Origin of the sequence: Acinetobacter sp. YH12129, assembly GCF_013418685.1 — a bacterium.
Lineage (GTDB): Bacteria > Pseudomonadota > Gammaproteobacteria > Pseudomonadales > Moraxellaceae > Acinetobacter > Acinetobacter amyesii.
This window is the reverse complement of record NZ_VPBP01000005.1, coordinates 109,924-132,966: the sequence shown is the minus strand read 5'-3', so window position 1 is coordinate 132,966 and position 23,043 is coordinate 109,924. Positions and strand designations below refer to the sequence as shown.

26 protein-coding genes are annotated in these 23,043 nt (G+C 40.8%); 17 read left to right on the top strand and 9 right to left on the bottom strand.

Annotation, left to right across the window (positions count from 1 at the left end; all coding sequences use genetic code 11):
- The first annotated feature begins 31 nt into the window (after positions 1-31).
- The 5 genes from urtA to urtE all read left to right on the top strand — a co-directional run bounded on the left by urtA (position 32) and on the right by urtE (position 5,653).
- Entirely contained in the window at positions 32-1,318 is a 1,287-nt protein-coding gene (gene urtA / locus FTU65_RS05120) for an urea ABC transporter substrate-binding protein (RefSeq protein ID WP_180004371.1), read from the top strand.
- Positions 1,319-1,413: 95 nt separating this feature from the next.
- On the top strand, positions 1,414-3,048 hold the full coding sequence (gene urtB, locus FTU65_RS05115; RefSeq protein WP_180066484.1) for an urea ABC transporter permease subunit UrtB: 1,635 nt from the start codon (positions 1,414-1,416) through the stop codon (positions 3,046-3,048).
- Between the two features lie 4 nt (positions 3,049-3,052).
- A complete protein-coding gene (gene urtC, locus FTU65_RS05110) occupies positions 3,053-4,126 on the top strand; it encodes an urea ABC transporter permease subunit UrtC (RefSeq protein ID WP_180004373.1) in 1,074 nt (357 codons plus the stop codon).
- Positions 4,123-4,944, top strand: coding sequence for an urea ABC transporter ATP-binding protein UrtD (gene urtD / locus FTU65_RS05105; RefSeq protein WP_068532837.1), 822 nt, complete (start codon positions 4,123-4,125; stop codon positions 4,942-4,944). Before urtC ends, urtD begins: the two co-directional genes overlap by 4 nt.
- A 10-nt stretch (positions 4,945-4,954) precedes the next feature.
- Positions 4,955-5,653 (top strand): urea ABC transporter ATP-binding subunit UrtE, encoded by a 699-nt coding sequence (gene urtE, locus FTU65_RS05100; RefSeq protein WP_068532840.1) that lies wholly within the window; start codon positions 4,955-4,957, stop codon positions 5,651-5,653.
- A 101-nt stretch (positions 5,654-5,754) separates the two neighbouring features.
- On the opposite strand, the gene FTU65_RS05095 is transcribed toward urtE, so the two are convergent.
- Complete coding sequence (locus tag FTU65_RS05095) at positions 5,755-6,456, bottom strand: phospholipase D family protein (protein ID WP_180066482.1); 702 nt, start codon at positions 6,454-6,456, stop codon at positions 5,755-5,757.
- Positions 6,457-6,735: 279 nt separating this feature from the next.
- Here FTU65_RS05095 and FTU65_RS05090 point away from each other — a divergent pair, with 279 nt between their 5' ends.
- Positions 6,736-7,218, top strand: a complete 483-nt coding sequence (locus FTU65_RS05090) for a DUF1877 family protein (protein WP_168379686.1) — start codon at positions 6,736-6,738, stop codon at positions 7,216-7,218.
- A gap of 17 nt (positions 7,219-7,235) precedes the next feature.
- Here the strand turns inward: FTU65_RS05090 and FTU65_RS05085 are convergent, their stop codons facing one another.
- Together FTU65_RS05085 and FTU65_RS05080 are read right to left on the bottom strand one after the other, a co-directional pair.
- On the bottom strand, positions 7,236-7,736 hold the full coding sequence (locus FTU65_RS05085; protein WP_180008649.1) for a GNAT family N-acetyltransferase: 501 nt from the start codon (positions 7,734-7,736) through the stop codon (positions 7,236-7,238).
- Positions 7,737-7,836: 100 nt separating this feature from the next.
- Positions 7,837-8,598, bottom strand: a complete 762-nt coding sequence (locus tag FTU65_RS05080) for an outer membrane protein OmpK (RefSeq protein WP_168379688.1) — start codon at positions 8,596-8,598, stop codon at positions 7,837-7,839.
- 495 nt (positions 8,599-9,093) lie between these two features.
- On the opposite strand from FTU65_RS05080, the gene FTU65_RS05075 reads away from it, so the two are divergent.
- The 5 genes from FTU65_RS05075 (at position 9,094) to FTU65_RS05055 (ending at position 13,438) form a co-directional block, all read left to right on the top strand.
- On the top strand, positions 9,094-9,459 hold the full coding sequence (locus FTU65_RS05075) for an HPF/RaiA family ribosome-associated protein (RefSeq protein ID WP_078190593.1): 366 nt from the start codon (positions 9,094-9,096) through the stop codon (positions 9,457-9,459).
- Positions 9,460-9,588: 129 nt separating this feature from the next.
- On the top strand, positions 9,589-10,131 hold the full coding sequence (locus FTU65_RS05070; protein WP_078190592.1) for an ankyrin repeat domain-containing protein: 543 nt from the start codon (positions 9,589-9,591) through the stop codon (positions 10,129-10,131).
- A 14-nt stretch (positions 10,132-10,145) separates the two neighbouring features.
- Positions 10,146-10,916: a transporter gene (locus tag FTU65_RS05065; protein ID WP_180066480.1), complete on the top strand. Its 771-nt coding sequence runs from the start codon at positions 10,146-10,148 to the stop codon at positions 10,914-10,916.
- A gap of 54 nt (positions 10,917-10,970) precedes the next feature.
- The gene (gene dsbD, locus FTU65_RS05060) at positions 10,971-12,767 is read left to right on the top strand and encodes a protein-disulfide reductase DsbD (protein ID WP_180008653.1); all 1,797 of its coding nucleotides are present in this window, start codon (positions 10,971-10,973) and stop codon (positions 12,765-12,767) included.
- Positions 12,768-12,769: 2 nt separating this feature from the next.
- Entirely contained in the window at positions 12,770-13,438 is a 669-nt protein-coding gene (locus FTU65_RS05055; RefSeq protein ID WP_180008655.1) for a glutathione S-transferase family protein, read from the top strand.
- 34 nt (positions 13,439-13,472) lie between these two features.
- On the opposite strand, the gene FTU65_RS05050 is transcribed toward FTU65_RS05055, so the two are convergent.
- Positions 13,473-14,639 carry a GGDEF domain-containing protein gene (locus FTU65_RS05050; RefSeq protein WP_257222616.1) on the bottom strand — a complete coding sequence of 389 codons (1,167 nt, stop codon included), beginning with the start codon at positions 14,637-14,639 and terminating at the stop codon, positions 13,473-13,475.
- 281 nt (positions 14,640-14,920) lie between these two features.
- Between FTU65_RS05050 and FTU65_RS05045 the strand changes: the two genes are divergently transcribed.
- A complete protein-coding gene (locus FTU65_RS05045) occupies positions 14,921-15,490 on the top strand; it encodes an FMN-dependent NADH-azoreductase (protein WP_078190588.1) in 570 nt (189 codons plus the stop codon).
- 87 nt (positions 15,491-15,577) lie between these two features.
- Here FTU65_RS05045 and FTU65_RS05040 read toward each other — a convergent pair whose 3' ends face one another.
- On the bottom strand, positions 15,578-16,489 hold the full coding sequence (locus FTU65_RS05040) for an alpha/beta hydrolase (protein WP_180008659.1): 912 nt from the start codon (positions 16,487-16,489) through the stop codon (positions 15,578-15,580).
- Positions 16,490-16,644: 155 nt separating this feature from the next.
- On the opposite strand from FTU65_RS05040, the gene FTU65_RS05035 reads away from it, so the two are divergent.
- Entirely contained in the window at positions 16,645-17,082 is a 438-nt protein-coding gene (locus FTU65_RS05035; protein WP_078193227.1) for a DUF2147 domain-containing protein, read from the top strand.
- 104 nt (positions 17,083-17,186) lie between these two features.
- On the opposite strand, the gene FTU65_RS05030 is transcribed toward FTU65_RS05035, so the two are convergent.
- Positions 17,187-17,534 carry a Spx/MgsR family RNA polymerase-binding regulatory protein gene (locus FTU65_RS05030; protein ID WP_180008661.1) on the bottom strand — a complete coding sequence of 116 codons (348 nt, stop codon included), beginning with the start codon at positions 17,532-17,534 and terminating at the stop codon, positions 17,187-17,189.
- Between the two features lie 629 nt (positions 17,535-18,163).
- Positions 18,164-18,982 (bottom strand): exodeoxyribonuclease III, encoded by an 819-nt coding sequence (locus FTU65_RS05025; protein WP_078193225.1) that lies wholly within the window; start codon positions 18,980-18,982, stop codon positions 18,164-18,166.
- 40 nt (positions 18,983-19,022) lie between these two features.
- Here FTU65_RS05025 and pyrE point away from each other — a divergent pair, with 40 nt between their 5' ends.
- The 4 genes from pyrE to FTU65_RS05005 all read left to right on the top strand — a co-directional run bounded on the left by pyrE (position 19,023) and on the right by FTU65_RS05005 (position 21,155).
- A complete protein-coding gene (pyrE, locus tag FTU65_RS05020; RefSeq protein WP_078190583.1) occupies positions 19,023-19,673 on the top strand; it encodes an orotate phosphoribosyltransferase in 651 nt (216 codons plus the stop codon).
- Positions 19,674-19,941: 268 nt separating this feature from the next.
- Positions 19,942-20,469 (top strand): plasmid pRiA4b ORF-3 family protein, encoded by a 528-nt coding sequence (locus tag FTU65_RS05015; protein WP_000537572.1) that lies wholly within the window; start codon positions 19,942-19,944, stop codon positions 20,467-20,469.
- 105 nt (positions 20,470-20,574) lie between these two features.
- Positions 20,575-20,823: a type II toxin-antitoxin system HicA family toxin gene (locus tag FTU65_RS05010; RefSeq protein WP_044425274.1), complete on the top strand. Its 249-nt coding sequence runs from the start codon at positions 20,575-20,577 to the stop codon at positions 20,821-20,823.
- The gene (locus FTU65_RS05005) at positions 20,820-21,155 is read left to right on the top strand and encodes a type II toxin-antitoxin system HicB family antitoxin (RefSeq protein WP_035270373.1); all 336 of its coding nucleotides are present in this window, start codon (positions 20,820-20,822) and stop codon (positions 21,153-21,155) included. The genes FTU65_RS05010 and FTU65_RS05005 overlap by 4 nt, the downstream gene beginning before the upstream one ends.
- A 1,095-nt stretch (positions 21,156-22,250) precedes the next feature.
- Here the strand turns inward: FTU65_RS05005 and nadS are convergent.
- Both nadS and FTU65_RS04995 read right to left on the bottom strand, forming a co-directional pair.
- On the bottom strand, positions 22,251-22,523 hold the full coding sequence (nadS, locus tag FTU65_RS05000) for a NadS family protein (protein ID WP_004641921.1): 273 nt from the start codon (positions 22,521-22,523) through the stop codon (positions 22,251-22,253).
- A complete protein-coding gene (locus tag FTU65_RS04995) occupies positions 22,516-22,836 on the bottom strand; it encodes a type II toxin-antitoxin system RelE/ParE family toxin (protein WP_067765721.1) in 321 nt (106 codons plus the stop codon). Before FTU65_RS04995 ends, nadS begins: the two co-directional genes overlap by 8 nt.
- Positions 22,837-23,043: the final 207 nt, after the last annotated feature.

Below are 23,043 nucleotides of genomic sequence, written 5' to 3'. Positions count from 1 at the left end.
GAATTACAAGCTTAGGTTGGGAGTGTGAATAATGTTTCAACGCAATGTATTTGCTAAAAGTATTTTAGCGGCAACGATGACTGGGGCGATTGCTTTAACGGGCTGTTCAAAACCTGCAGAAGAAAAAACAGAAAGCGCTACATCAGAACCAAAAGCCGCTGCAGCAAGTGGCGATACTATTAAAGTCGGGATCTTACATTCGCTGTCAGGCACGATGGCGATCTCAGAAACTTCTCTAAAAGATACGGCCTTGATGGCGATTAATGAAATTAATGCCAATGGCGGGGTATTGGGCAAAAAACTAGAACCTGTGGTGGTGGATCCTGCATCGGACTGGCCACTATTTGCGGAAAAAACCCGTCAGTTGATTACCCAAGACAAAGTAGCCGTGATTTTTGGTTGCTGGACGTCGGTATCTCGTAAGTCGGTTTTACCCGTGGTTGAAGAATTAAATGGCTTATTGTTCTACCCTGTTCAGTATGAAGGTCAGGAACAGTCTAAAAATATTTTCTACACAGGTGCAGCACCGAATCAGCAAGCGATTCCTGCTGTTGAATATCTGATGAGTGAAGAGGGTGGTAAGGCAGAACGCTTTGTACTATTGGGCACAGACTATGTTTACCCACGTACCACCAACAAAATCTTACGTGCATTTTTGAAGTCGAAAGGCATTGCCGATGCAGACATCATGGAAGAATATACCCCATTTGGTCATAGCAACTATCAAACCATTGTGGGCAATGTGAAGAAGTTTGCGGCAGGGAAAAAGACTGCTGTGATCTCGACCATTAACGGCGATTCAAATGTGCCGTTCTATCGTGAATTGGGCAACCAAGGCATCAAAGCTGCGGATATTCCAGTGATGGCGTTCTCTGTGGGTGAAGAGGAATTACGCGGTATCGATACCAAGCCGCTGGTAGGACACTTGGCGTCGTGGAACTACTTCATGTCGGTGAAAAATCCAGTGAATACTGAATTCACCAATAAAATGAAGCAGTATGCCGTGGAATACAAACTGCCAAATGCCGATAAATTTGTGACCAATGACCCGATGGAGGCTACCTATGTCGGCATCAATATGTGGAAACAAGCGGTAGAAAAAGCAGGAAGCACAGATGTCGATAAAGTGCGTGAAGCTATGGCCGGCCAAGAATTTAAAGCGCCATCGGGCTATACCTTGCAAATGGATGCGTCGAACCATCATTTGCATAAACCAGTCATGATTGGTCAGATCCGTGCCGATGGTCAGTTTGATGTGGTGCACAAAACCGCAAAAACCATTGCTGCAGAGCCATGGAGCCCGTACATCCCGAAATAATTCAATCCAAATGCCTGCTGCCATTGTGTAGTGGGCATGTTTTGATGTGATCCCTAGATGGGGTTGTTCTATTACTCAATAGGGATGCTTATAAGATGAAAAAATTACGCAATTTCCCGATCCTTTTTCTATTCCTGAGCCAATTATTCTGTCTGCAAATCGTGCATGCAGAAACTGCAGCGAATGTCGTGCCTACGGTGCAATCTGTGCAGCAAGGTGACGCCATTCAGCAATTTGTTCGCGGTAGTTTTACCGAGCGCCGCAGTTTACTGAATCAATGGCCGGGCGATATTGAATCCTTAGATCAGTTGGCCGCATTGGTCGAAAAAGACCAGTTATATAGTGGTCAAAGCGGTCAAACCTATATTTTAGAAACTGACGAAAAATTATTGAGCTATCCTGATTTGCAAACCGTGACGGATTGGCCTGCCGATTTATCTCAAGTCACCTTGGTGAATACCCTTCGTAAAGCCTTAACGTTTGCGCAAGCGAAAGAAAAGCTGCAATCGGATGATTTAAACCAACGTTTGGATGCAATTGATATTTTAGAAAATAACTTGGCTGAGTTGGATGTTAAAAATATTAATCAATTGTATTTAAATGAAAAAAATAACAAAGTTAAAGCCCGTTTAGCGCAGCTCAAAGCACGCTTGGATTATCAAAACCCTGATGTTTTACAAAAAATACAGGCGGCCAAAGTGCTGCAAGATTCTAACCGTCCCGATGTGTTGGCGATGGTGGAACAGGAATTACAACAAGCCAACCTGCATCCTGAGTTAAAAGCCGCACTGACAGAAGCCAAGAGCAATATTAAAACTCGTATTCAGGCCAGTGAATGGACTGGACATGTCTTTTCAGGTCTCAGCACGGCCAGTATTTTACTACTGGCGGCGTTGGGCTTAGCCATTACGTATGGTCTGCTAGGCGTGATTAACATGGCGCATGGTGAACTGATCATGATCGGGGCCTATACCACTTATGTGGTGCAAAGCCTGTTTAAGAGTTATCTCAGTAGCTATGTCGATTGGTACTTGATTGCCGCGATTCCTGCTGCATTTATTGTAAGTGCTTTGATCGGCATGTTGATTGAACGTACTGTTATTCGTCCCTTGTATGGCCGTCAATTGGAAACACTATTAGCCACCTTTGGTGTGAGCTTAATTTTAATGCAAGTGGTGCGCATGGTTTTTGGTGCGCAGAACGTTGAGGTGTCGAATATTTCATGGCTGTCAGGGGGCATTGCTGTGACACCGAGTCTGATGCTGCCTTATAACCGTATTGCCATTATTGGCTTTACCGTTGCGGTACTCCTATTACTGGTTTACTTGCTGAATAAAACCCGCTTTGGTTTATTTGTTCGTGCCGTGACGCAAAACCGTCAAATGGCACAGGCCGTAGGTATCCGTTCTAGCCGCATTGACATGATGGCTTTTGGTTTAGGTTCGGGGCTTGCAGGTCTGGCAGGCTGTGCCTTAGCACAAGTCGGCAATGTCGGTCCTGACCTAGGACAAAACTATATTATCGATGCGTTCTTGGTGGTTGTGGTTGGCGGTGTTGGCCAAGTATGGGGCGCAGTATTGGCGGCTTTAGGTCTAGGTGTCAGTGGCACAGTGCTGGAAATCGGCATGGGTGCAGTCTTAGCGAAAATTATTCTACTGGTTCTTGTGATTTTGTTTATTCAAAAACGTCCACAAGGTTTGTTTGCCATCAAAGGCCGTTTTGTGGAGTAAGCGCATGAAAATCACTTCGTTATTATCGGATAAACCCTATAGCGGTATGGCGATTGCCGTGTGCTTTGCCATTTTACTGATTTTACCTTGGTTACATGTATTACCCGCCGATTCAGCACTGCATTTATCAGCGTATTGGGTCACGCTCATTGGCAAGATTATGTGTCTCGCCTTGGTGGCATTGGCCTTAGATTTGGTTTGGGGCTATGCCGGCATTTTAAGCTTAGGGCATGGTCTGTACTTTGCCTTGGGCGGCTATGCCTTCGGTATGTATCTCATGCGTGAAGCGGCAGGCGATGGCTTACCCGACTTTATGCGCTTTTTGAGTTGGACCGAGCTACCGTGGTACTGGATGGGTACTGAACATATCGTGTGGGCATTGGCTTTGGTGGTTTTGGTCCCAGGACTGATTGCCTTCATTTTTGGCTTCTTTGCCTTCCGCTCAAAAATTAAAGGCGTGTATTTTTCAATTATTACCCAAGCCATGACCTTTGCTGCGGCGCTACTGTTTTTCCGCAATGAAACAGGCTTTGGCGGTAACAACGGCTTTACCGGTTTTAAAACCATCTTAGGTATGGATATTACCTCTGCACCAATGCGTGCAACCTTGTGTTTCCTCACGGCACTGACTTTGCTTATCTGTTTTGTCGGTTTACGTCACCTGATGAATAAACCCTATGGTCGCGTACTTGGTGCAATTCGTGACAGTGAAAACCGTTTGCAATATTTAGGTTACCGCACCTTATGGTACAAGCTCTCTGCATGGGTGTTGTCTGCCGTGATCGCAGGGATTGCAGGCGCTCTGTATGTACCCCAAGTCGGTATTATTAACCCGAGTGAGATGAACCCTGTCAATTCGATTGAAATGGCGGTGTGGGTGGCTGCAGGTGGTCGCGGTACGCTGATTGGCCCGATACTGGGTGCAGGTTTGATCAACGGGATGAAGACCTATTTCACGGTGGCTTATCCAGAGGTATGGCTATTGATTTTAGGTGCGCTGTTTATTGTGGTAACGATATTCCTGCCAAATGGCGTGATTGGGCTATTAGAGCGGTTTAAAAAGGAGCGCAGCGAATGAATGATCAATGGGTTCAACCGCATGGCGGTCATGCCGCAGAAGGTTATGGACGACCGAAAGAGCAGGGTGCGGACTTCAGTCACGGGATTGCCCTGTATTTAGAAAAAGTCAGCGTTTGGTTTGATTCTTTCCGCGCATTAAATGATTTGTCGTTATATATCAAAGAAGGTGAGCTGCGCTGCATCATTGGTCCCAATGGTGCAGGCAAAACCACGCTGATGGATGTGATTACGGGTAAAACTCGCCCAACAGAAGGTTCGGCTTTTTTTGGGCAAACCTATGATTTGGCAAAAATGAGCACGGAGCAAATAGCAGAAGCCGGAATCGGTCGTAAGTTTCAAAAGCCAACCGTATTTGAAAATTTTACCGTGATGGAAAATCTGTTATTGGCTGCACCTAAAGATAAACGGGTGAAAAAGAGTTTTTTCAGCAAACTCGATCCAGATGCGCAAAACGCCTTGGACGAATCTTTAGCACAAATCCGCTTAGAAGAATTGATCCATAAACCGGCAGGGCTGTTGTCACATGGTCAAAAGCAGTGGTTAGAAATAGGCATGCTACTAATGCAGCGTCCAAAATTGATTTTGCTGGATGAACCTGTAGCAGGAATGACCGATGCTGAAACAGAGCGTACCGCAGAGCTATGTTTAGAGTTGAAAAAGAACCATACCCTTATCGTGGTTGAACATGACATGAGCTTTATTGACACCATCAGTGAAAAAGTCACCGTGTTGGCGCAAGGTGCGATTTTGGCAGAGGGTACATTGGCCGAAGTCCAAGCCAATGAAGATGTCATTGAAAAATATCTCGGACGTTAAGGAGCAGACCATGTTAGAAGTCAAAGACGTCAATCAGTTTTATGGTGGCAGTCATATTTTAAGAGATGTGACATTTGCCGCTCCCGTGGGGGCATGTTCAGTGGTGCTCGGGCGAAATGGTGTGGGTAAAACCACCCTCTTAAAATGTTTAATGGGCATTTTACCGATCAAGTCTGGGCAGATCTTACTGGATGGCAAAGACATTTCTAAACTGAGTCCAGAGCAACGTGTACGTGAAGGCTTGGCTTATGTACCGCAAGGACGGGACATTTTTTCAACCTTGACCGTTGAAGAAAATATTTTGATTGGGATGGCAAAATTTAAAGGCGCTAAAACCCGAAAAGTGCCAGAACATCTCTATGAGATTTTCCCCGTATTGGATGAAATGAAACATCGACGAGGTGGAGATTTATCTGGTGGTCAGCAGCAACAATTGGCGATTGCCCGTGCGCTCGCTTCCGAACCACGGGTATTGATTTTAGATGAACCGACCGAAGGCATTCAGCCGTCGATTATTAAAGACATTGGCCGTGTAATTCGTCAGTTAGCCGATGGCGGAGAAATGGCGATTGTTTTGGTTGAACAGTTTTATGATTTTGCAGAAGAACTGGCAGATGAATATACCGTGATGGCGCGGGGGCAAGTGATTGCACAAGGTGTCGGTAGTGAAATGCCTGAAAAAGGCATTCGGGAATTGGTGGCGATTTAGGTTGTTTAATACCCTCTTTTGCTCCATATTTTGGGGCAAGAGAGGGGGTAGGTATTTTACTCACGGCTGTAATGCTTAAAGGGAGGAAATTTTTATGTGGATTAAAGTTCAATGTTTTCAGGCCAAAGAAAATAGCCACCATATTGATTGGGCTTGAATTCTCCTCCAATGAATTTACCTGAATCTGTAAGCGTATGCTTACCTTCTGCTTTTTCTTCAAGTAACCCTTTACTCACCAATAGTTCTAATAATTCAGGGGTTTTTAATTTGTGCTTTGCGGCGAGTTTTGAACTGGTTAATTTAGATTGTAAAAGTGATTCTTCTTCATTTTTTTCAATAGTAGGTTTTTCTGCTTTCACCTCATCTAAAGTAATGCGTACTTCATCACTGATGCGAATAATACGTTGGGCTTCTTCATAGGCATCTTTAAAGACTTCATCATCTTCGTATTTACGAACTAAAATCCCCATTTCATTGTTATTTACTTGGCTAAATTCATAAAGATTTAAACTTGAAATAATGCATTCACCTTCATTTAAATAGCACTTTGCATGCAAATTTTTACAAAAGCTCACGCGGACATAATCCAGTTTTTGCATCCATTTTATTTCATCTGGATGTAAGTCACTCTTACCGTAGACAATACGAATATCAATTTTCATACGGTCTTTATCTTCAAGAAGCTCCTTAATACGGTCATTTAAACGTAAATAGGGGCTGATTAAAATCAAACGCTCTTTGGCATTTTTGATTAACTCTTCAAGAAAGAAGTTAGTGCCACTGGTATTTAAGAATTTTGCCATTTATCCCCCTGATTAATTTTGATAATTTTAAATTTTAGCGCATAAAATTCATACTTTGAAATAATTCGCTTTTAAACTTTAGACATGCATTTGTTTTTTGATAGCAGGTGGTCTAATTGAATTGGCGGTAAGCATAGTAATAGTGAGTTACTTATGATTTCAGTCGGAATAGATTGGGCTATACATGAATTGAATAAGTCAGCTGATATACAAAAAATTGTATAATTATTGCTCATTAAAAGTTAATCTTAACTAAATACATAACAAGAAGATAAGAATATGGACGCGATATTATATTTGATCCCACCGAATGATTTGGAAACTCTGATTTTAGAAGCAGAAACCCCTCAAGATGTCTTGGATTCACCTTTTGTACAACACTCCTTTTTTTTAGGGGAAGCGTGGCAAGAGTTGAATCCATTATTAAGCGTGAACAGTGATTCAGTTGCGGCACTGAGTTATGCCATTCAGGCAGAACATCCTTTGTCAGAGCGACGACCGGGACTGAGCCTTGCAGTGCATTACAATACTGTAGTTCGAGTTGCAGAAATCCATCAGGCATTACAACAGTTAAGCGTGGATGAAATCAAAAAACGTTATTTGGTCACGATTGCAGAAACCGCACCTGAGCAAGAGCTTAAATTGGCCGAATTAAAACTACTTTTTTTACAGTTACAAGACCTTTATCGTGATGCGGTGCGTCATAATTTATCGGTGCTGAGTGTGATACAAGATGGTATTCGTTTGGATAAATTACCATAAACACAGCTCAATACGGGCTATAACTGAAGTTGCATCAGGACCAGATCACGCCATTCACCAAACTTTTGTCCCACTTCAGGCATATAACCTGTTTGCTTAAAGCCTAATTTTTTGTGCAGGGCAATCGAGGCGCTATTGCCGTAATCTATGCCAGCGATCATGACATGCATATTTTGGCTTTTAGCATGCTGAATTAGGTGCTCTAATAATTGCTGACCGAGACCCAGTCGAGCATAGTTTGGGTCAATATAGACAGAATGCTCAACAGTATGTCGATAGCCAGCAAAATGGCGGAAAGAACCATAGTCAGCATAACCGGCGATTTGCTGTTGATCCTGATCTTCAATCACCACAAAAGGAAAATTTTGCTTTTGGAAATCCAGCAATTTCTGTTGAAAAGAGTCAAGAGTGTAAGCTTGATCATTCCATGTCGCAAAGCCGTTGAGAACTTCATGATTATAGATTGCGAGAATGGCCGCTAAGTCTTGTGGAATTGCAGGTCGAATGAGAAAAGACATGCGCAAATTTCTGATAAAAATAAAGTCAATTTAAAAACTTAGGCATAAAAAAAGCAAGGTGATGAACCTTGCTTTTTCTTCATCGCGTTCTGAGTTGAACTTAGAAATGGTATTTCACCAACGCGCTGACATCGTTTTGGTCCTGACCTTTCAGGCCATATTTGTTGTTCCAAACCGAGTGTTCAACACCTACGTAGAGCTTAGTCTTAGGAGAGATATGCTTACCTATATTCCATTTATATTGGCTTGTCCAGTTTAATTCACTAGCTTGCGCCCCTTTTTCAGCTGTTGACCAGTCAAGGAAAGCATCTACTAGAAAATCTTCAGAGCCAATTTTAAATGGCACAGCATAAGTGATCGTCATTTGATAATCATCTTTAGTACCGGCTGATTTAGAATCATTATCGGCTTTATAGAAGTTGATGTTTGCATACTGTGTATATGGAATGTCTAAAGCAAAGCCAATACCATACAAGAAGTTATTAAACTCAGAATTTTTGTCGTAGCCGGCATTATGTTCCCAAGTCGTTGCAATCAGAACGTCTTTGATCGGCCCCATAGAAAGGTCTTTACCAGAAACTTCGCCTAAGCTAAGGCGCGGTGCAAGCTCAAGGTAAGTCGATGCTTCATCATCTTTGTCCCAAGCTTGGTCAACGAAGAAGAATACATCTGAATATTTCAGTTTAGCGGCATATTCAGCTGTGATCGTTTTCTGTTCATTGTTGTCACCATCAAAAGGCACAACATAATTTTCACCATATAGGCCAGTTAAGCTGAAATCTTGCCATACGATAGGTGAAGCTTGAGTGAAAGCAGCAGCAGATGCTAATGCACATGATGCAACGATTTGTGTAAGTTTCATTAAAAAATATCTCCCCCGAGAAGCACTGAAAGCATACAGATTATTAAGCAAAAATAAAGCCAAATTTTACTCAACGGCAAAATTGTTTTGTAATTTGAAGGGGAAATACGCTGTGAATGATCGATGACGGTAAAAGCGAGATTTTGAGTTTGAATGGAATTGTGCAAATAGAAGGTGGGCGTCGAGGAAATGCACAAAAATATGACCCAAATCAATTAAAACAATGCAAATCTACAATAAAGTCTTACTTTTTTTATGGATATTAAAAAAATATCAAAATAGCACTTGCAAAATTCTAACTTAAGACCGATATTCGAAGTATAAGGACACGGATCTGCAGACTCTAAAGTGTTCATCATTCAATGTGGAGGACGACGTTCCATACAAAGTTGAAGATGGTCATTGCTGTAACATTTACAGCAAATGTAACGTGCCAAGATAATAAGTTTTGCACAAATTTTTATAGCTAATACAGATAGATATGAGGATGATATTATGAACATTGAAATCCGTACAGATAAAAACATTATAAACAGTGATCGACTAATTACATACGTTCGTGCAGAACTTAATGAAGAATTTCAGCGCCATAGTGAACGCATTACCCACTTTTCGGTGCATTTAAGTGATGAAAATGGGGACAAGGGCGGTAGCGACGACATTAAATGTATGATTGAAGCGCGTCCTGCTGGTTTGAAGCCTGTCGTGGTCAACCATCGTGGTCATAATGTAGATACAGCTATTCACGGTGCAATTGATCGACTTAAACGTAGTCTTGAACATGTGTTCGAAAAGAAAGAGAACCCACGCAGTACACAACCTGCTTTTGCTGAAGCGGATGACAGCGTAGACGACGAATAAGTCTCAAAATTTAAAAAAAGCCCTGCGGGGCTTTTTTTGTGTGTTTTGTATTTTGTTTTACATGAAATTCAAACAAACGCAGCTTTATTCGGCATAATAGATCAAAATAAATTGAAGTGAGCTTTCCAGATGTTAACAGCGCAACAACAGCTTTTTGTGCAAGCGTTAGAAGAACAAGATCTTGCACAGGTGCAACGCCTGTTGGCAGATGGTCTTAATCCAAATTTTATCGACTTTGAGAAAGGACCTGCGGTTTCTGTATGGTCTGATGGTTTGTTTAAATGGTGGGAAATGGTTTGCGAAGCGTATGAAGCAGGCCAACCTTTAACAGCAGAACAGAAAACACAACATTTAGATGTACATATGCAAATCTTGGAAGCGCTGATTCAAGCCAAAGCCAATGTGCATTTATGGGATGCTGAAGAAATTTATGGTCCATTATGGGATGCTGCGAGTGCAGCATGTGTCCCTGCGGTACAGCGTTTATTGGATGAAAAAGTGAATCCAAATATGATTGATAGCGATGGTTTAACCATTTTATCGTCGATTAGTGAATTATTTTTTGACTGTGATTTTGATGCGGTAAATTGGTCAGAAGCATTGGAAGAAGAAAAACAAACCTTGGAGCTTTTGCGTAGCCATGGCGCAAAAATGACCAAAGAATTAGCATAATTGTGAGTAAAAACATGACTGTATTTAAAGTTTTAAGCATTGCAACATTATCCAGTTTGAGCCTGTCTGCATTTGCGGCGGATTTTTCATTTGACCGTCCAGGCGCGGGTATGGGCACAGGCATTACCCCTGTAGGTCGTTTGGCATGGGAACAAAGTTTGCCAGCAGCGAGCTATAGTGAAAGTCGTGATGACAATGGTGAAAAAGTAAAAAACACCACTTTAAATGCAGACATGTTATTCCGTACTGGTTTGGCAAAAGATTTGGAATTGCAATTGGGTTGGCAAGGTCCTGCATGGTCTAAAACCAAAGTTGCGGGTCGCTCAGTTGAAGAAGATGGTTTGGGTGATGTCAGCATTGGCCTGAAAAAAGCCATTGATTTGAATGATGAGAAATTATCGATGGCCATTCTTGCAGAAGCCATTATTGCAACAGGCAATCAAGGCTTTAGTGCTGAAGATGGCATTTATAGTCTGACTTCAGCCGTGGCTTATGATTATAGCGATACAATTGGGACTTCAATGACCATGCGTTATGAAGTTCAAGATGGTGATTGGGCTGTGAGTGCTATTCCGGGAATGGAATATCACATTGCGGGTAATTTATCGGGTTTTTCTGAGCTGGTTTATCGCAAAGCAGAGAGTACCGATCAGGAAGTGTCTTTGGCTTCAGGTCTGACGTATGCCGTTTCGGATCGTATGCAGTTGGATGCGAGCGTCGGTCTAGAACTCACGGGCGGTCATAAAAATTATCAGTCAGGTTTAGGCGTATCTTACCTGTTCTAAAAGAACCCTAAATTTTAAAATGTATAAATACAGACTGAGGATGAATTCAGCTGAATGAAACAATGGACTTATGTTGCGGCAGCGGCTGTGCTGTCGTTCAGTATGGGCGTCTCTGCTCAGGATGCATTACTTTCAGCTGAAGATGCTTTTCCTTTCTCGGTCGTCTCCGATCGTGCAGATCAGGCGGAGCTGAGTTGGGATATTCCAGCGCATTATTATCTGTATCAGCACAAAATAGAGGTGAAGCAGGGCAATCAAGTTTTAGCTTTGGATTTGCCTGCTGCTGAGGATTTGAAAGATGATAACTATGGTCATACGCAGGTGTATTACCAACAGTTGAGTTTTAAAATTCCGACTCAAAAACTGCAGACCTATCAAGTCAGTTGGCAAGGCTGTGCCAAGGATCGGGTGTGTTATCCACCACAGAGCATCAGCTTTGAAACGGATGCTTCTGGCTTGGTCACACAGCAAAATCTTGCCAGTCCAAATAAACGCTTACTCGATTTTGCAGCAGAAAATACTGCCGAACAGCCTACGGCGAATCGTTTAGATCAGCAGCGGGCAGATAATGCTGCACTGGCTTCTGATCGCTATACCGCAAGTGACCAAATGTGGTCTGAAAAATTAGCACAAAGCTCAATATTTTATGGCCTTTTCCTGTTTTTTGGCTTGGGTTTTTTGTTGGCCTTTACCCCTTGTTCATTGCCAATGCTGCCGATTTTAACCTCACTGATTGTCCGCGACAGCCGAGGTTTAAAAGCATGGATGATTGCACTGACTTTTGTCACCAGTATGGCGATGGTGTATGCCATTCTCGGCTTGGTGGCGTCGTCTGCAGGTTTGAATTTCCAGCGTTGGTTGCAACAACCCTCGACCTTAATTGCCTTTAGCGTACTCTTTGTGGTTTTTGCCCTGAATTTATTTGGTTTATTTGAACTGAAATTGCCACGCAGTTGGGTCAATCGCTTAGACCAAGCTCAGTCGATGCAAAAGGGCGGTAGTCTCGTTGGCGCTGGGGTCATGGGGATGATTTCAGCATTACTGGTCGGTCCTTGTATGACAGCACCGTTGGCAGGCGCATTATTATTTATTTCCCAAACCCAAAGTCAGTGGCAAGGTGCGTTATTGTTATTCACCCTCGGCTTTGGCATGGGGACCCCGCTATTGTTGGCCAGTGTCCTTGGCTCACGGGTATTGCCTAAAGCGGGTTTGTGGATGAATCAAATCAAGGTGCTCTTTGCTTTCATTATGTTGGCATTGGCTTTGTATTTTATTCGACCATTGATCAGTGAAGCTTGGTTACAGTGGTTATCCCTTGCTCTGGGTCTGGTGTTTAGCGCTTATGTGCTTTGGCGCATTTTATGGCGCAGTACTCAGCTCAAATGGCTGTATATCTTGGTGTTCTGTGCCGCCGTACCTTATATTGTGTACAGTCAATATCAACATAGCCAACGTTTTTTAGTCGAAGAAAATCAACAACAAAGTGCTTGGCATGTGGCACATACAGCGGAAGAGTTTCAACGTTTATTAAGTGAAATTCCTCAAGGTCAATCCGCAATTATTGATGTCTATGCCGATTGGTGTGTGGCCTGCCAGCCGATTGAACATAAAGTTTTAAAATCGACAGTAGTGCAACAGGCTTTGGCACCGTATTATTTAATTAAGTTGGATTTGAGTCAGTATGATGCAACCCATCAAGTACTGCTTAATCAATGGGATATTTTAGGGCCACCGACCTATTTATTTTTAGATACAGCGCATCAAGAGATACGTGGACTGCGTTTGACGGGCGCTTTTAGTGAGAAAGAATTGCTCGCGCAATTGGAAAAATTTAAATCGCGTGGAGAATAAAAATGATGCAATTATATATTGCCAATAAAAACTATTCGACGTGGTCTATGCGACCGTGGTTGGTGTTACACGCGTTTAATTTACCCTTTCAAGAGATCTTGATCCCTTTTTCTGAAGAAGCAGATGGCGGAGCGTTCAAGCAGCAAATGTTAGCCCTACATGCCAATGGCAAGGTGCCCCTACTGCAACATGACGCTGTGATGATTTGGGACTCATTGGCGATTTGTGAATATTTGGCAGAGCAGTTTCAAGAGCTTCCACTGTGGCCCAAAGATCCCACACAACGTGCATGGGCACGGAGTATTTGCGCGGAAATGCACAGTAGTTTTATGCAATTGCGTAGCTTATGCAGTATGAATTTGCAGGCGGATTATGGTCGCCATGGTCAAATATTATGGTCTGAACATGCCGAATTGCGTGCTGAAGTAGCGCGAATCGAACAGATTTGGTCGAGTCGTCCTGCGGTGGATGGCTTTCTATGCGGTGAATTTACTATTGCCGATGCTTTTTTTGCACCCGTGGTAACACGTTTACAGACCTTTCAGTTACCCTTGAGTGACAACACACGTCGTTATATGCAAAAGATTTTGCAGCATCCTTCTGTGGAGGCATGGATCGCGGCTGCTCAACTGGAACAGCCAGTCCGTCGAATGGAACAGTATCCACGTTAAAAGCTCAACGACGCATCTGAGCTGTAGAAAAGTTTTAAACCAAATGGCTAAAGCTTTGTTGTTCGGTGTAGGCCATCACCATGTTGCGGCCACCAGCTTTAGCTGCATATAGCGCCTGATCTGCATGGGTCAGCAATTGTTGCGGTACCAATTCTGGCGTAGAAATCGCAATGCCAAAACTGGCTGTCACATGAATTGACTGACCATCATGTCCCCAAATTTCAAGCTGCTCAATGGCTTTTCGACAGCGCTCTGCAATGAATATCGCTTGTTCTAAGTTAGAATTTTTTAACACCAAAATAAACTCTTCCCCGCCAAAACGCCCAACCACATCACTACCGCGTAAATGTTGGTTTAATACTTGGCTGACGAGAATCAAGGTTTCATCGCCTTTATCGTGTCCATATTCATCATTGATGCGTTTGAAATGGTCTAAGTCCAATAAGACCAGTGCATATGTATCTGTTTTAGCACTATCGAGCTGTTCCAAACATTGATTGATACTGCGTCGATTAAATAAATTGGTCAGTGGGTCGACTTGACTAAGTTTTTGAATCAGATGCTCTCGGTGACGCCATTGGCTGAGTAAGATTTCAAATAAAGCCAAACAGGTTAATAAAATAGGAACAATGAAAAAGATCATTGAGAAGAGCCAAAAACTATTTTGATAGCCATAGGCATGAGGTTGAAAAATCGGGGCATAGGGGATAATGCCGCGGATGCTTAAATACATACAAATGGATAAAAAAATCGTGGCTGGAATCAGCATGCTATAGACGATTTTTCGTGTAAATAGTACCAATCCAACGGTCACAAGGCTCACGTAGGAGATCATAGTGGCTGGACTCATGACGCCAATTAAATAACCATCACGACATAAAGAAATGACGAATAAGCCGACCGAAAGATAAGGTAAAATTAGCTGAATCTTGGGATTATCTTTTCCAGCATAGCAAGGCCAAATCAGCAGGACCATTAAGCAAAAAAAGACGATGTTGGTCCACAATTGAGAGTGGATGAGCTCAAGGTTAACCCACTGCCAAAGTTCTGGCGTGACATAAACATAAAATTTCCAGATGATCCAAAGCAGATGAATGGCTGAGCCAAGCATCAGCATGAGCATACACTTTTTCAGGATACTCCAATTCATCACCACTTCATCTTCCAGTAAATACTGGGCGATTCTATTGCGGAGGATCATGTCACGTATGCTTGATTTCACCGTCATCCTGTGTCATTGCCCTGTTCGAGTTATCAGTTTTTTTCTTAAAGTTTATATAGATATCATTTTATAGGCTTACATTAGCATGAAAATTTACACTTGATAACGGTCAAGAACCGCTCAGTAATTTTAAATTTTTTGCGAGTTCAAAATGATTGTTCTAAAAATAAAACATAGTGTCATAAGGATCGGGATTATTCTATTTATGAAAAGTGATTACACTAGGCTCAAGTTAATAACAACAGCTTTAGGTTTTAGTCATGAAAATTCTGCATATTGATTCAAGCATCATGGGCGACGCTTCAGTTTCACGTCAACTCAGCGCTGAAATTGTACAACAGCTACAGCAAAAACATGGTGATGCGGCACAGGTTCAACATCTCGATTTAGCTGTACAGCAGATTCCACATCTCAGCAGTGAAATTTTGATGGGTCAAAATGCAGAACAATCGGCTTTAGGCGAGCAGTTGTTGCAACAGTATTTAGATGCCGATGTGGTTGTGGTTGGTGCTGCTATGTATAACTTCGGTTTGCCATCAACTTTGAAAGCATGGATTGACCGTATCAGTGTTGCTGGTCGTACCTTTAAATATACAGAACAAGGTCCAGTGGGCTTGGCAGGTGATAAAAAAGTCTATATTGCCAGCAGTCGTGGCGGCGTGTATGGCGATAACAGCCCTGTAGATTATCAAGAAGGTTTATTAAAAGCCGTATTTAATTTTACAGGTGTTAGCGATATTGATGTGATTCGTGCCGAAGGTGTCAATATGGGACCTGACATGAAAGCACAAGCAATGGCGACAGCTCAGGCTCAAATTCAAGCCATTTAATTGATTGATATTTCCCTCTTAGGTCAGCATCTGCTGACCTTTTTTTATGGTGACTTTGATCCGTTTCAGGGAATTAGTTTTCAGGGATTAGTCCTGATCCAGTCGGTGTGCAAAATCGGCTAAATCACTCAGCGCACGTTGTCCTTCTTCAAACCAAGAGCTAAACATTTGGAAGTTATGCCACATGCCAGTGTACAGCTTAAATTCGACATCTAGGCCGGCTTCTTCTGCTTTGACTTTAAAACGCTGCGCATCATCCAATAAAATTTCTTTAGAACCCACTTGAATATGAATCGGAGGCAGTCCTTTGAGCTCGGCAAAAAAAGGCGAGACCAATGGATCAGCTCGATCGACCGAGCGTGGTACATAATAATCAATGCCTGTTTCGAGGGCTTCTATGCTTAACAGCGCATCATGCTTACGGTTATAGCGTATGGACTCACTGCTCAACGTCAGGTCTAAAAACGGTGACATCAACACCAAACCACTGACTTGTGGAAGTTGGTCCTGTTGAATTTTAAGGGCTAAGGCAAGCGCCAAGTTTGCACCACAAGAGTCGCCTGACAAAATAATATCTTTGGCTTGAACCCCTTGATCTAATAACACCGCATACACATCAAAAAGGGCATCGAGTGCTTCAGGGAACTGTGCTTCAGGGGATAAAGGATAATCCAAATGTAACACTTGCATTTGCGTGCGTGCCGCAACTTGAGTCAGAAACGCCCGATGTGTGTTCATCGAACCCAAGAAAAATGCGCCCCCATGAATATGAAAAATGAGTTGGGTCGATGCCTGTTGAGGTTTGATTTCTTCGGCTTTTAAGCCGGCTAAGCGAATAGGACGAATTTGTACATCCGGGTTTTGAGGAAATGCACGACACATTTGTTCCAAAGCAAAACGTAAAGTATTGGGCGGTAAATTGAACTGGCTCGGTCCACGAATTGTGGTTTTTAAAATGCTTTCTGTAATCAGTTGTTTCGTCAGTGGTGATATCTTCATTGTCTTTCCATCTTTTTCTATTTTTGGAATCGTGTGAGCATATTTACCAACACAAATTACAAGGTTACACTAAACGGTCACATACAAAAATTGATAAATTGTTGTGACTTTTGGATACTAATGTCGTCTATATCAGACCAGGGAAATAAACAAAAATGAAAAAAATTGCACTAGCATTAGGATTGATGAGTTTAGCCGCATTTGCAAATGCTGCAGATCCGCTAAATGGTACAACTTGGAAAACCATTGATGATAAAACCAAGCAGCCAAAAGCGATTGTAAAATTCACTGAACAAAAAAATGGTACGCTTTCTGCGAGCATTCAGTCAGTTTTGACACCAGGTGAAGAAAACGCTTGTAAAAAATGTGAAGGCCCATATCACAACAAATCATTAAAAGGCTTACGTATTGTGACAGGTCTTAAAAATGTAGGTGGTACAAGCTATGAAGACGGTTCAATTTTGGATCCTCAATCAGGTAAAACTTACAAGTTAAAAGGTCAATTGGCTGATGGTGGCAAAAAACTAGAGCTTCGCGGCTTTATTGGCGTTGCTGCTTTAGGTCGTAATCAAACATGGATTCGTGCCAACTAATTTGACATGATTCAAACAAAAAAAGCCTGACAATGTCAGGCTTTTTTATAGCCTATTTTCAGCCACAATTGAACTAGAGCCGTGCATGAGTGTGATAAAAAAATTTATTTCAATGCACGGTAAGCGCTTTCATCAAAGCCAACCAATAAATCGCTACCTGTATCGAGTACAGGACGTTTAATCATGCTGCTATGCGCTGTTAAACACTGAATCAAATTTTCTTCACTGGCTAAGGCTGTCTGTTGCTCTTCTTCACTGAGTTTTTTCCATGTGGTGCCTTTTTTGTTGAGAATCACATCAGCGCCTTTGGCATCGAGCCATTTTTTTACGGTTTTAGCATCAATCGCTTCTTTTTTATAGTCATGAAATTCGTAACTTAGGCCTAATTCGTTGAGCAAGTCGAAAGCTTTTTTCATGGTATTACAGTTTTTGATGCCATAAATTTTAAGCATGAACAGATGTCCTCAATTATTCAAACAATAAGATAAAAATACACTTCAGCATTATCCTACAGGCTAATTCATCAATGCTCAAAGCTCGATCTTGATGTGGATTGAGAAATAAATGTTTTGCTGTAAAAGTCGCATGTAATAAATATTGGGTATTGTCATCAAAACGACATTTTGGTCTTTTAGAATAGCCTACAGAACAAAACGATGCTCAGAAAAGAAAGCGATTCAATAACAAGAAAATTCAGCTTAAGGTTGCACAGTCAAAAGTAGAAAGAAACCGAGAATAAGAAAATGCTGTGCAGATCGAATTTTTAGCTGTTTTATTTGGGGGATGTTTGAGTCTATAGATGTGGGGGCTAGATAAGAGAAAACCCGCATTTAATCATCCTGATCATGCGGGTCTCAATCCAACGTCCATTGTCACATCCTTGAAAACAAGCTAAATCATTTAGTTTGTTTTTATACTTCCTTCGGCGTCCAATCCTTTTATGTCATCCTGACATGTCCCTTTGCCGTGCGACCATAATGCTATGTTCAAGTTATGAGATAAATCCACAAATTCGTCATGTAATGTGAGAAATAAGCTCTAATTGAGTAAACAATCGTTCACTCAATTAATTGTTGGAAGCTTAAATTTTATAATCAATAATGACAGGGGCGTGGTCGCTAAACCATTCATCTTTAAATATCCAAGCATTGACTGTACGTTCTTTCCAGTCTGGTGAACATGCATGGTAGTCGATACGCCAACCCACATTTTTGGCACGCGCTTGTCCTCGGTTAGACCACCAAGAGTAAAGCTCGGCTTCTTTACGTACCTCACGGAAGGTGTCGACATAGCCAAGCTCATCATAAATATGATCGAGCCATGCACGTTCATGTGGTAAGCAGCCTGAAGCCTTTTGGTTCCCAGACCAATTTTTAATATCAATACGTTTATGCACGATGTTGTAGTCACCGCAAACAATCACTGACTTATTTTCAGCACGCCATTGCTTCAAAATTTGTTGATATTCGCCTAAAAATAGGTCTTTGCGCGCCTGAGCTTCTTCACCCGATGAACCAGAAGGCAGGTAGAGCGAGCAAATATGTGCAGTTTGTCCAAGTCCTAAATCGAACTCAGCAGAAATAAAGCGGCCTTGAGTGTCTGCCAATTCAAAACCTAAACCATCTGTCACTGAAACAAAAGGTAGGCGGCTATAAATCGCAGTACCGGCATAGCCTGGGCGTTCTGCAGGGAAAAGGTGTGTAAACCAACCTTCGGGTTTAAATTTATCGGTCCATTGTTCATGGGTAATGCGGCTTTCTTGCATGCAGATGACATCGGCATCTGAAGTTGCCATCCAGTCAAAAATACCTTTTTTTTCAGCGGAACGCAGACCATTCACATTAATTGAAACGACACGTAAAATTTTTTGATCACTTGGATAGCTACTCTTTGGTATCATGCTCAGGTTTAACCTCAAACTTAAAAAAATGGAGCACCTCATGACAGCGCAAGCGGCATTTAATCCACAAGCTTTTATCGAACTGGCATTATCACGTGGTGTGCTTAAATTTGGTGAGTTTACTTTAAAATCGGGTCGTGTGAGTCCTTATTTTTTTAATGCGGGTCTTTTGAATGACGGTGAAGCATTGTCGTTATTGGCTTCTGGCTATGCAGCTAAATTAACAGAATGCGATAATGTGGAAGTGGTCTTTGGCCCAGCTTATAAAGGTATTCCATTTGTAGCAGCAACGGCTGTCGCACTGTCACAAAACCATGGTGTGAGTGTACCTTGGGGCTTTAACCGTAAAGAAGCGAAAGACCATGGTGAAGGCGGTGTGCTTGTGGGTGCATCAGTAGAAGGCAAAAAAGTCTGGATCATTGATGATGTGATCACTGCAGGTACTGCGATTCGTGAAGTAGTGACTATTCTGAAAAATGCCGGTGCACAAATTGCGGGCGTATTGGTGGCGCTAGACCGTCAAGAAAAAGGTCAGGGCGATTTGTCTGCGATTCAAGAAGTACAAAAAGAACTCGAAATCCCAGTTCATGCCTTAATTACCATGAAAGATTTGATGACTTTCTTAGAGGCTAAAGGTGAAACTGAAGCTTTAGCGAAAATGGAAGCGTACCGTGTTAAATACGGCATTTAATTTTTCGGGATTTCAAAAGGCAGCTGAAGCTGCCTTTTTTACGTCTTTAAATGATGATTGTTGCATCTAACTAACAAAAAACGTGAAATATTGCTTAAAAAGTAGGCGTTAAACGTGAAGAATCAATAAAAAGCCGTCTCAGTGCGCTATTTACTGAAACGGCTTTAGTTAAACTATTGATGCTTATAGAAAATTTAAAGAATTTCGTATAACGTGTATTATGTTAATTTTAGATTTACTAAAACTATTTTTTGAGAACTAGGCTGTTATGGGAACTGTAAAGCTCAAATCTTCTGATGAAGTTTTTCAATTAAAAATTAGTCTGCTAGGTAGTGATCCTGAAATCTGGAGAACTATTCAAATTTCATCGGCAGCTACTTTATCTAGGCTCCATAAGGCAATTCAATCCGCTTTTGATTGGGAAGATAGCCATTTACATGAATTCACGACTATTAAGCATGAAAAGATCAATAAAAGACAAAAATTGAAAGAAGTTCTACGTGTAGGTAAAAAAATTATATATACATATGATTTTGGCGATTGTTGGGAACATTTGATTACTGTAGAAAGCAGACAATCTCCTGATTTAAATAAAAAATATCCATGTTGTATAGATGGTCAAAATCATGCTCCATTTGAAGATATTGGAGGAATTTTTGGATATCTTGATATTTTAGATGCATTACAAGACCCCAAACATCCAAGATATGACGATTACATGCAAATTATCGAAGATGAAATAGGAGAGATAGAGTTTGATCCGACCTACTTTAATTCACATGATATTAAGTTTTAAACCTGATTTAACATAAGGGCTGTTATACGAAATTGCAACTAAATATAGTTGCAATTATTATTTAAAAGTAACTATACTTAGTTGCAATAGCAGTAGGGCTGAAGTATGGGTAAAACGGAAAAGTTACTGGAAAAATTTGGAAATTCAAAAAATACATTTCCGTATAAAGATTTAGTCGTTTTACTGAATCAGCTCGGCTATGAAAAATTTGAAATGGCAGGCTCTCGTGTCCGTTTTTTTAATACGAAAACTGAACACATGATTTTACTGCACAGGCCACACCCTGAAAATGAAATCAAAGGTGGGGCTTTGAAATCTGTAAAACAGGCACTCAAGCAGGAGGGATTTTTATGAGCTATTTAAAATACAAAGGTTATCTAGGTACAATTGAACCTGATCTTGAAACAGGTGAGTTATTTGGAAAGCTTGCATTTATCCGTGATCTCATCACTTATGAAGCAGAAACATTAAAAACTCTTGAACAAGCTTTTCAGGAATCTGTCGATGGATATTTAGAGTCTTGTGCTGAATTAGGTAAAAAACCCGATCAGCCATTCAAAGGTACATTTAATGTCCGTATTAGTCCTGAGTTACACCGTAAAGCTGTTTTAGCATCAAGTGATAATTCTCTTAATGCTTTTGTAAGCGATGCGATTCAAGAGAAATTAATGCGTTTAGGTGCTTAATTTATTGAAGCCTAGATTGACATCTAAAAATTGAAAAAAATTAGTAAAAAAGGGAGCTTACAGCTCCCTTTTTTGATTTCGCATAAGGTGTATTATGTTAATTTTAGGAACGCTACAAGATAGATTAGACTCGATTTTTTCTCTTTTTGAGATATAAATAACAAATCAACAGAAAACTAAGCCAAAATAAGTAGTCCAAAATAAAGTAGTGAAGAAGGAACTCATCTAAATCCCAAAAAATAAATAACACGCTTATATTGTTACCAGGTGAAGTGAAATCTCCATCAATTAAGAATGGCTTTGTTGCACAAAGATTTCATAACTATATGATTTTAAAAGTTTTGATTATTTTTTGATCTAAAATTAAATTTATTTAAATCAGATGCTTACATATTTATGCAACAAAGCCATTAAAACTTAACAAAAACCTGAACTTGTAAAATAATCTAAATATCAATTACTTAATTCTCAGAAAAATATTATTATTATTGTGTTATTAATGTTTAATATTTGTGGTTTGTATGTTTTGGATTCTTATAGCAGTTCTAGTTTTGATTAGTACACTATTAATTATTTCTATATTAAAGGAATATCTTAAAAATCCTTTCAGATAAATGACTCAATTTTAATCTATTTAACATAATGGATATTATACGAAGTACACTTGTATATTAATATAAATATCAATAACTTAAAAATTTAGTCATGACTAAGAAATCAGCAAAAAGTCGATTTTGAAACAAGTCGGCTTTTTTATGAGCAGTTTTGATATATTCCGCCAATAAAATTGTTTAAAAAGTAGGCAATTTTGTGATTTTTTAAATTTTATCAATGCGTGAATGTTCAAAATTATCCCCAATTGCTGGGGATAAAATTTAGGCTATTTTGTACGCTTTGGCTCACATAAAACTCGGCCCTTTGCGGCTATCCAGGATAGGTGAATTTTCCTATGATGAACTCATCGGGAACAGGAAGTTCCATACAAGAATAACAATAGATAAGCACAAGGACTGTAAGGTACGACAGGAGTTATACCGAGCGAACCCATACGAAAAACCCCGGCAGGATGCCGGGGTTTTTTATTATCTAAAATATTTAGATCAAAGTTGGATGGGCATCCAGAATGCGAATTAAAGTCGCTGCAGGACCAGTCGGATAGCGTCGGCCTTGTTCCCAGTTCTGTAGCGTTCTCGCGCTAATATGCAAACGTGCAGCAAACTCTGCTTGCGTTAATCCAGTTTTCTCACGTACTTCTTTAATATCTGGCAATTCAAGCTCTGTGACTCGACTGGCCTTTATCTCATTACGTTTGATGGCACCAGCTTCTTTGATTGAAGCAACCAGGTCATCAAATAAGTTGTTATCCATGAAATTGCTCCTTTACTAATTGACGCAGGATCGATGTTTCTTTGTCTGTCAGATTATCTTTCACAGACTTTGGATAAGCCACCAGGAAAAATATCTGATCATCTTCTGTGACCCAATAATAGATCACCCGGATGCCGCCGCTTTTACCTTTATTGCCTTGAGTACAGCGTACTTTACGAATTCCACCACCATTCTTGATTAAGTCACCTTTATCAGGTTGTACCAAAAGATCTTGCTGGAGCTGACGATACTCTTCATCACTTACAAGCTCTTTAATTTGCTTGGTAAAAACACTGGTTTCAATGAATAACATGAGCTCAAGTACGTCAATGGCGTATAAGAATTTTAGCAGTTTTAGAATAAAAAAACGAGAAAAGGTAGCTCTCATTTCTCATAACCGAAATTATCTTACGTGATTAGCTTCAATTTTGATTTTTAGGTAATAGAAATTACAACCAAAAGGTAAATAAATATTCAATTTTTTGATACAAAAAGTCATTTATAGTATATTTAATTAATT

What these genes read in the sequence shown, in the direction of transcription:
- urtA (WP_180004371.1), top strand. Translation starts at nt 32, where the DNA reads ATGTTTCAACGCAATGTATTTGCTAAAAGTATTTTAGCGGCAACGATG.
- urtB (WP_180066484.1), top strand. Translation starts at nt 1,414, where the DNA reads ATGAAAAAATTACGCAATTTCCCGATCCTTTTTCTATTCCTGAGCCAA.
- urtC (WP_180004373.1), top strand. Translation starts at nt 3,053, where the DNA reads ATGAAAATCACTTCGTTATTATCGGATAAACCCTATAGCGGTATGGCG.
- urtD (WP_068532837.1), top strand. Translation starts at nt 4,123, where the DNA reads ATGAATGATCAATGGGTTCAACCGCATGGCGGTCATGCCGCAGAAGGT.
- urtE (WP_068532840.1), top strand. Translation starts at nt 4,955, where the DNA reads ATGTTAGAAGTCAAAGACGTCAATCAGTTTTATGGTGGCAGTCATATT.
- FTU65_RS05095 (WP_180066482.1), bottom strand. Translation starts at nt 6,456, where the DNA reads ATGGCAAAATTCTTAAATACCAGTGGCACTAACTTCTTTCTTGAAGAG.
- FTU65_RS05090 (WP_168379686.1), top strand. Translation starts at nt 6,736, where the DNA reads ATGGACGCGATATTATATTTGATCCCACCGAATGATTTGGAAACTCTG.
- FTU65_RS05085 (WP_180008649.1), bottom strand. Translation starts at nt 7,736, where the DNA reads ATGTCTTTTCTCATTCGACCTGCAATTCCACAAGACTTAGCGGCCATT.
- FTU65_RS05080 (WP_168379688.1), bottom strand. Translation starts at nt 8,598, where the DNA reads ATGAAACTTACACAAATCGTTGCATCATGTGCATTAGCATCTGCTGCT.
- FTU65_RS05075 (WP_078190593.1), top strand. Translation starts at nt 9,094, where the DNA reads ATGAACATTGAAATCCGTACAGATAAAAACATTATAAACAGTGATCGA.
- FTU65_RS05070 (WP_078190592.1), top strand. Translation starts at nt 9,589, where the DNA reads ATGTTAACAGCGCAACAACAGCTTTTTGTGCAAGCGTTAGAAGAACAA.
- FTU65_RS05065 (WP_180066480.1), top strand. Translation starts at nt 10,146, where the DNA reads ATGACTGTATTTAAAGTTTTAAGCATTGCAACATTATCCAGTTTGAGC.
- dsbD (WP_180008653.1), top strand. Translation starts at nt 10,971, where the DNA reads ATGAAACAATGGACTTATGTTGCGGCAGCGGCTGTGCTGTCGTTCAGT.
- FTU65_RS05055 (WP_180008655.1), top strand. Translation starts at nt 12,770, where the DNA reads ATGATGCAATTATATATTGCCAATAAAAACTATTCGACGTGGTCTATG.
- FTU65_RS05050 (WP_257222616.1), bottom strand. Translation starts at nt 14,639, where the DNA reads ATGATCCTCCGCAATAGAATCGCCCAGTATTTACTGGAAGATGAAGTG.
- FTU65_RS05045 (WP_078190588.1), top strand. Translation starts at nt 14,921, where the DNA reads ATGAAAATTCTGCATATTGATTCAAGCATCATGGGCGACGCTTCAGTT.
- FTU65_RS05040 (WP_180008659.1), bottom strand. Translation starts at nt 16,489, where the DNA reads ATGAAGATATCACCACTGACGAAACAACTGATTACAGAAAGCATTTTA.
- FTU65_RS05035 (WP_078193227.1), top strand. Translation starts at nt 16,645, where the DNA reads ATGAAAAAAATTGCACTAGCATTAGGATTGATGAGTTTAGCCGCATTT.
- FTU65_RS05030 (WP_180008661.1), bottom strand. Translation starts at nt 17,534, where the DNA reads ATGCTTAAAATTTATGGCATCAAAAACTGTAATACCATGAAAAAAGCT.
- FTU65_RS05025 (WP_078193225.1), bottom strand. Translation starts at nt 18,982, where the DNA reads ATGATACCAAAGAGTAGCTATCCAAGTGATCAAAAAATTTTACGTGTC.
- pyrE (WP_078190583.1), top strand. Translation starts at nt 19,023, where the DNA reads ATGACAGCGCAAGCGGCATTTAATCCACAAGCTTTTATCGAACTGGCA.
- FTU65_RS05015 (WP_000537572.1), top strand. Translation starts at nt 19,942, where the DNA reads ATGGGAACTGTAAAGCTCAAATCTTCTGATGAAGTTTTTCAATTAAAA.
- FTU65_RS05010 (WP_044425274.1), top strand. Translation starts at nt 20,575, where the DNA reads ATGGGTAAAACGGAAAAGTTACTGGAAAAATTTGGAAATTCAAAAAAT.
- FTU65_RS05005 (WP_035270373.1), top strand. Translation starts at nt 20,820, where the DNA reads ATGAGCTATTTAAAATACAAAGGTTATCTAGGTACAATTGAACCTGAT.
- nadS (WP_004641921.1), bottom strand. Translation starts at nt 22,523, where the DNA reads ATGGATAACAACTTATTTGATGACCTGGTTGCTTCAATCAAAGAAGCT.
- FTU65_RS04995 (WP_067765721.1), bottom strand. Translation starts at nt 22,836, where the DNA reads ATGTTATTCATTGAAACCAGTGTTTTTACCAAGCAAATTAAAGAGCTT.